Genomic DNA, 6,389 nt, shown 5'->3' with positions numbered 1-6,389 from the left:
TGTGAGAGTAGGTCATCGTCAAGATTAAATTCCGAAACCCCAATTGCGAAAGCAGTTGGGGTTTTGTTTTGGGCGGTGAAAAATCGCGCAAAGACTTAGCGGCTTGTCCGGCTGAAGTCTCTCCATCACCTGTCTGCTTGCTTTCTATGCAATGGCTCTATGCATGGCTATCATGCGTGCCTCATTGTGAGGCGAGACTTGCATGCTGACGTTGTTGAAACTTCTGAAAGATGGCCGATTTCACTCGGGTGAAGCGCTAGGTGCAGCCCTGGGTGTCAGTCGTAGTGCTGTGTGGAAGCAGCTCCAGCATCTAGAGGTCGGGCTGGATCTGACAATTCATAAGGTCAGGGGGCGAGGCTATCAATTGGCATCCCCGCTGGTTCTATTAAGCGCTGACGAGATCGCCCTGAAGTCGCCGGTTTGTGCGGGTTCGGTTTTCATATCGGATACCATCGACTCCACTAATGCCGAGGCATTGCGCCTTATTGATGCGGGGCAAGCAGCGCCGTTCCTGGTTCTCTCGGAGCAGCAGACTGCGGGCAGGGGGCGTCGAGGACGTAAGTGGGTCAGTCCATTTGCGCAGAATGTTTACTACAGCCTTGTGCTGCGTATCGATGGCGGCTTACGACAGCTTGAAGGATTGAGTCTTGTCGTGGGCTTGGCAGTAATGCAAACCTTGCGTGACCTTGGTGTCCAGGGTGCGGGTTTGAAATGGCCAAATGACGTTCTTGTTGGATCAAAGAAGATTGCGGGCATTCTTCTTGAGTTGGTGGGGGATCCTGCTGATGTGTGTCATGTCGTGCTCGGTATTGGTATCAATGCAAACATGCAGAGCGCAGCGGAAGTTGATCAGCAGTGGACATCGATCCAGCTCGAAACAGGTTGCGCGGTCGATCGAAATCATCTAGTCGCTCATCTGAGCCAGACGTTACAGGCTTATCTTGAGCGTCATAGGGATTCCGGCTTCTCGGTAATCCGGGAAGAGTGGGAGCGGAGCCATTTGTGGCAGGGTAAGGCGGTTTCATTGATCGCAGGTGTTAACCAGGTAGGCGGGGTTGTGCTGGGCATCGACGGTCAAGGTGCGTTACGCCTCGAAGTAAATGGTGTTGAGAAAATATACAGTGCTGGTGAGTTAAGCCTGAGGTTGCGTGATGATTCTTGAGCTCGACTGTGGGAATAGCTTCATCAAGTGGCGAGTTCTTGAGGCAAGCCAGGCAGCCGTTTTCGCTGAAGGGGTTGTTGATTCCGATGTGGCGTTGCTGGGTGGTCTCCATTCGTTGGCGGGGCTGTCACTGCAGCACTGCCGGTTGGTCAGCGTGCGTGCCCAGGAAGAGACGAACCGTCTGGTAGGCGTGTTGGTTGCGGCCTTTGGCGTTTCTATCAGTTGTGCTGCGCCCTCGCGTGAAATGGCAGGTGTGCGCAACGGGTATGAGGAATATGCCCGTCTGGGCCTGGATCGTTGGTTGGCAATGCTTGGAGGCTTCCAGTTGGCCTCGGGGGCGTGTCTTGTGCTGGACTTCGGTACAGCGGCCACTGCCGACTTTATTACGGCAGATGGCGAGCATCTCGGTGGGTTTATCTGTCCTGGTATGCCACTCATGAGGAATCAGCTACGGACCCATACCCGTAAAATACGGTATGACGATGTTGCGGCTGAGCGTGCGCTGGAGAGCCTGGTGCCGGGGCGTACAACGGCGCAGGCCGTTGAGCGCGGTTGTACGCTCATGCTTCGCGGCTTTGCCCAGTCGCAACTGGAACTGGCCCGGAGTTACTGGGGCGAAGAGTTCTCGGTTTTCCTAACGGGTGGGGATGCTGAGTTGGTTGCTGACGCCCTGCCAGGTGCTCGCTTCGTTCCAGACCTGGTATTTGTTGGCTTGGCGATGGCATGCCCTTTGTCTTGAGGTTTTTATGCGTTGGTTGTTTCTGTTGTTGCTGGTTCTCAATGTCTTTTATTACGTCTGGCACCAGCAAGAGGCTCCGTTGCGTGCGAAGGATGTAACGCCCCTGGCGCTATACCGGGGTTCCCAGCAGGATATTCAGTTGTTGAGCGAGTCGGCCGACGCAATGACGCGCCGCGACCGGCCCAGGTCTCCAGAGGCGCCGGTCGGTTGCCTGTATATTGGTGGCTTTGCCAATCAGGAACAGGCGCAGTTCCTGGAGCAGCGTCTGACTAGCCTGGATATCAAAGTCAGGATCCAGTCATTGATCGCTGCAGGTGCGCCCGCTTTTTGGCTGCGTGTGGCACCTGAAAGTCGCCGGCTGGCTGACGATCTGCCGTTTGAAAGCCTTGCTAATGAATTCAATGAGTTAAAACATAAAATAATGCCGTGCGAAGGCATTGCAACTGTCGAATAGTTTGCATAGAATGGCGCCCGCTCCACAGTGATGACCCTCTTGGGAAGTTGGTGTGAAGCGATCGTCACGCAGCTAACCTCATATTTTTAATGAGAAAATGCTTGACAGAAGGTCGGCGTAATGTAAAATGCCGGCTCGCTTAGGAGGGGTTCCCGAGCGGCCAAAGGGATCAGACTGTAAATCTGACGTCTACGACTTCGAAGGTTCGAATCCTTCCCCCTCCACCATTTTTAGCGTGAGCTGCAAGCTCCGCGGGTATAGTTTAGTGGTAGAACCTCAGCCTTCCAAGCTGATGATGCGGGTTCGATTCCCGCTACCCGCTCCAAGTTTGCAGGTTGTGCAAGATGTTTCGCTCTTGTAGCTCAGTTGGTAGAGCACACCCTTGGTAAGGGTGAGGTCAGCGGTTCAAATCCGCTCAAGAGCTCCATATAACAAGGCAGATATGAAAATATCTGCCTTTGTTTTAACAGCTGTCTCGGCTTGATTCTGTTTTACCTGGTGTTATCGGGTTGTTTCAAGTCTCTTGGGGTTGGTTGTTGTAAAGTCTTTTTCAGGCCTGCATAATGGTCGGCCTGATTTTGTTTTAGGTCAGTAGCTCAATTGGCAGAGCGACGGTCTCCAAAACCGTAGGTTGGGGGTTCGATTCCCTCCTGACCTGCCAGATTCACGTGGTGTATCTGGCTTTCTTTTCACAGGATCTTCATAGATGACTCCTAAGGCTGAAGCTCAAAGCTCTCGTTTCGATCTGGTTAAGTGGCTCGCTGTCGTCGCTTTGGTGGTCGTAGGCGTTGTTGGCAATCAGTATTATTCTGCTTCGCCGATCCTGTACCGCGTACTCGTATTGCTCGCTCTTGCTGCTGCAGCTGTTTTTATTGGTCTGCAGACTGTAAAGGGCAAGTCCTTCGCTGTACTGGTTAAGGAAGCCCGCACCGAAATACGTAAAGTCGTTTGGCCAACTCGCCAAGAAACCACGCAGACCACGCTGATTGTTGTGGCTGTTGTTCTGGTTATGGCGTTGCTGTTGTGGGGTCTTGATTCCCTGCTCGGCTGGCTTGTTTCCTTGATTGTTGGCTAAGGGTGTCCCGTGGCTAAGCGTTGGTACGTTGTGCATGCTTACTCGGGTTACGAGAAGCATGTCATGCGCTCTTTGCTAGAGCGCGTAAAGCTGGCAGGCATGGAAGATGGCTTCGGCGAAATTCTGGTTCCCACTGAAGAAGTGGTTGAAATGCGTAATGGCCAGAAACGCAAAAGCGAACGCAAGTTCTTCCCTGGCTACGTGCTGGTACAGATGGACATGAATGAGGGTACTTGGCACTTGGTCAAGGATACGCCTCGCGTCATGGGTTTCATCGGCGGTACCGCTGATAAGCCTGCGCCGATCACTGACAAGGAAGCGGAAGCGATTCTGCGCCGTGTTGCTGATGGTAGCGACAAGCCTAAGCCGAAGACATTGTTCGAGCCAGGCGAGGTTGTTCGTGTCACCGATGGTCCGTTTGCTGATTTCAACGGCACTGTCGAAGAAGTTAACTACGAAAAGAGCCGGATCCAAGTGGCGGTGCTCATTTTCGGTCGCTCTACTCCGGTAGAGCTGGAGTTCAGCCAGGTCGAAAAGGTCTAGCTGACAAAGCATCCCAACCCCACAGCCTTAGGCTGTGGGGTTTTGTCGTCACTGGGATAAACGCGCAAGTAACCGGGGAGCCTTTCGAGGCGCTTGAACCCGTAATTGGAGTGCCTCATGGCCAAGAAGATTACCGCTTACATCAAGCTGCAAGTGAAGGCCGCTCAGGCCAACCCTAGCCCACCCGTCGGTCCAGCTCTGGGTCAGCACGGCGTGAACATCATGGAATTCTGCAAGGCCTTCAACGCCCGTACCCAGGGTATTGAGCCAGGTCTGCCGACTCCAGTGATCATCACTGTATACAGCGACCGTAGCTTCACTTTTGAAACCAAGTCGACTCCGGCTTCGGTTCTGTTGAAGAAAGCTGCTGGTCTGACTAGCGGTTCCGCTCGTCCGAACACCGTTAAGGTTGGCACCGTGACTCGTGCTCAGCTGGAAGAAATCGCGAAAACCAAAAACGCGGATCTGACTGCAGCTGATATGGATGCAGCCGTGCGTACCATCGCCGGTTCTGCTCGTAGCATGGGCCTTAACGTGGAGGGTGTGTAATGGCTAAGCTGACCAAGCGCCAAAAGGCTATCGCCGGCAAAATCGAAGCGGGCAAGTCCTACAACTTTGTAGACGCTGCTGCTCTGCTGACCGAGCTGTCGACTGTCAAGTTCAGCGAGTCCGTTGACGTTGCTGTAAACCTGGGTGTTGACCCACGTAAATCCGACCAGGTCGTTCGTAGCGCTACTGTGCTGCCACACGGTACTGGCAAGACTGTACGTGTTGCTGTCTTCACCCAAGGTCCGGCAGCTGAAGCTGCTCTGGCCGCTGGCGCCGATCGCGTTGGCATGGACGACCTGGCTGCCGAAATGAAAGGCGGCGACCTGAACTATGACGTCGTTATTGCCTCCCCGGATGCAATGCGCGTTGTAGGTCAGTTGGGTCAGATCCTCGGCCCACGTGGCCTGATGCCTAACCCGAAGGTCGGCACCGTAACGCCAGACGTAGCTACCGCGGTTAAAAACGCCAAGGCTGGTCAGGTTCGTTATCGCACCGACAAAAACGGCATCATTCACACTTCCGTTGGCAAGGTCGGCTTCGACGCCGTCAAGCTGAAGGAAAACGTTGAAGCCCTGATCGCTGATCTGAAGCGTATCAAGCCAGCTTCCTCGAAAGGTATCTACGTCAAGCGCGTTACCCTGAGCACCACTATGGGCCCGGGTCTGGTCATCGACCAGGGTTCGCTGGACGTATAAGACACAAATTGGCGCAAGTGATTGCGCCAATTGAAAAATTGGGGTCCCTGCCTGGCGGGGGCTATCCAAGACCGTAGGCGACGCAAGTCTTAAACCATCAAGCCTACGCAGATGGTGCTCCCGGTTCCTTATCGAATCAGACACCAAAACGACATCCGGCCTAGGCCAGATGAAACGGTAACAAGCAGGAGTTAAACCCGTGGCAATTAATCTCGAAGACAAGAAGGCCATCGTCGCTGAAGTCAACGAGGCTGCCAAAGCTGCTCTGTCCGCTGTCGTGGCTGATGCCCGTGGTGTGACAGTAAGCGCTATGACCGGACTCCGTAAAGAGGCTCGTGAAGCTGGCGTATACGTACGTGTTGTACGTAACACCCTGCTCAAGCGCGCTGTTGCTGACACTGAATACAGTGTCCTCAACGACGTGTTCACCGGCCCGACTCTGATCGCGTTCTCCAAGGACCATCCAGGCGCTGCTGCCCGTTTGTTCAAGGAATTCGCCAAGAGTCAGGATAAGTTCGAGATCAAGGCAGCTGCGTTCGAGGGCAAGTTCCTCGCAGCTAACCAAATCGACGTACTGGCAACACTGCCGACCCGCGACGAGGCCATTTCGCAGCTGATGAGCGTGATTCAAGGCGCTACCAGCAAGCTGGCTCGTACTCTGGCGGCAATTCGCGACCAGAAAGAAGCTGCCGCAGCCTAAGGCTCGTCAACTGTTCGCGTTTTTTGTTTTTTTCGATGGTCGCGTAGGCCGTCCCCAATTTCAGGAATTAGATTCATGTCTCTGACTAACGAACAAATCATCGAAGCAATTGGCCAGAAAACCGTTCTGGAAGTTGTTGAACTGATCAAAGCAATGGAAGAAACCTTCGGTGTTACTGCTGCCGCTGCTTCCGCTGGCCCAGCTGTTGCTGCTGTTGCTGCTGAAGAGCAAACCGAATTCAACGTCATGCTGCTGGAAGCTGGCGAGAAGAAAGTAAACGTGATCAAGGCAGTACGTGAACTGACCGGTCTGGGCCTGAAAGAAGCCAAGGCTGTAGTTGACGGCGCTCCTGCCCAGGTTCTGGAAGCAGTGTCGAAAGACACCGCTGACAAAGCCAAAGCTACTCTGGAAGAAGCAGGCGCTAAAGTCGAGCTGAAGTAAGCATCGACCTTGCGTTTCCAGCCCAAGCGTT

The 6,389-nt window shown here is 53.9% G+C and carries 9 protein-coding genes and 4 tRNA genes; all 13 read left to right on the top strand.

Going from position 1 to position 6,389, the window contains the following annotated elements; all coding sequences use genetic code 11:
- Positions 1 to 202: 202 nt before the first annotated feature.
- The 13 genes from birA to rplL all read left to right on the top strand — a co-directional run bounded on the left by birA (position 203) and on the right by rplL (position 6,358).
- Positions 203 to 1,162 (top strand): bifunctional biotin--[acetyl-CoA-carboxylase] ligase/biotin operon repressor BirA, encoded by a 960-nt coding sequence (gene birA / locus AC07W7_RS21490; protein ID WP_495040076.1) that lies wholly within the window; start codon positions 203 to 205, stop codon positions 1,160 to 1,162.
- Entirely contained in the window at positions 1,152 to 1,901 is a 750-nt protein-coding gene (locus tag AC07W7_RS21485) for a pantothenate kinase (protein WP_076964130.1), read from the top strand. Before birA ends, AC07W7_RS21485 begins: the two co-directional genes overlap by 11 nt.
- 7 nt (positions 1,902 to 1,908) lie before the next feature.
- Positions 1,909 to 2,355, top strand: coding sequence for a hypothetical protein (locus AC07W7_RS21480; protein WP_169866330.1), 447 nt, complete (start codon positions 1,909 to 1,911; stop codon positions 2,353 to 2,355).
- Between the two features lie 142 nt (positions 2,356 to 2,497).
- Positions 2,498 to 2,582, top strand: a tRNA-Tyr gene (locus tag AC07W7_RS21475).
- 24 nt (positions 2,583 to 2,606) lie between these two features.
- Positions 2,607 to 2,680 (top strand) — tRNA-Gly (locus AC07W7_RS21470).
- A 26-nt stretch (positions 2,681 to 2,706) separates the two neighbouring features.
- A tRNA-Thr gene (locus tag AC07W7_RS21465) sits at positions 2,707 to 2,782 on the top strand.
- 158 nt (positions 2,783 to 2,940) lie between these two features.
- Positions 2,941 to 3,016, top strand: a tRNA-Trp gene (locus AC07W7_RS21460).
- 45 nt (positions 3,017 to 3,061) lie between these two features.
- The gene (secE, locus tag AC07W7_RS21455) at positions 3,062 to 3,430 is read left to right on the top strand and encodes a preprotein translocase subunit SecE (RefSeq protein ID WP_076964128.1); all 369 of its coding nucleotides are present in this window, start codon (positions 3,062 to 3,064) and stop codon (positions 3,428 to 3,430) included.
- 9 nt (positions 3,431 to 3,439) lie between these two features.
- Positions 3,440 to 3,973, top strand: a complete 534-nt coding sequence (gene nusG, locus AC07W7_RS21450) for a transcription termination/antitermination protein NusG (RefSeq protein ID WP_003176436.1) — start codon at positions 3,440 to 3,442, stop codon at positions 3,971 to 3,973.
- 117 nt (positions 3,974 to 4,090) lie between these two features.
- Positions 4,091 to 4,522, top strand: coding sequence for a 50S ribosomal protein L11 (gene rplK / locus AC07W7_RS21445; RefSeq protein WP_003210097.1), 432 nt, complete (start codon positions 4,091 to 4,093; stop codon positions 4,520 to 4,522).
- Positions 4,522 to 5,217, top strand: a complete 696-nt coding sequence (rplA, locus tag AC07W7_RS21440) for a 50S ribosomal protein L1 (protein WP_003176434.1) — start codon at positions 4,522 to 4,524, stop codon at positions 5,215 to 5,217. Before rplK ends, rplA begins: the two co-directional genes overlap by 1 nt.
- A gap of 199 nt (positions 5,218 to 5,416) precedes the next feature.
- On the top strand, positions 5,417 to 5,917 hold the full coding sequence (gene rplJ / locus AC07W7_RS21435) for a 50S ribosomal protein L10 (protein ID WP_495040075.1): 501 nt from the start codon (positions 5,417 to 5,419) through the stop codon (positions 5,915 to 5,917).
- A 75-nt stretch (positions 5,918 to 5,992) separates the two neighbouring features.
- Positions 5,993 to 6,358 carry a 50S ribosomal protein L7/L12 gene (rplL, locus tag AC07W7_RS21430; protein ID WP_495040074.1) on the top strand — a complete coding sequence of 122 codons (366 nt, stop codon included), beginning with the start codon at positions 5,993 to 5,995 and terminating at the stop codon, positions 6,356 to 6,358.
- Positions 6,359 to 6,389: the final 31 nt, after the last annotated feature.

Source organism: Pseudomonas sp. GW821-FHT01D09, from assembly GCF_059422465.1.
Note: the sequence above shows the minus strand (reverse complement) of the source record. Positions and strands in the feature narration are given on the sequence as shown.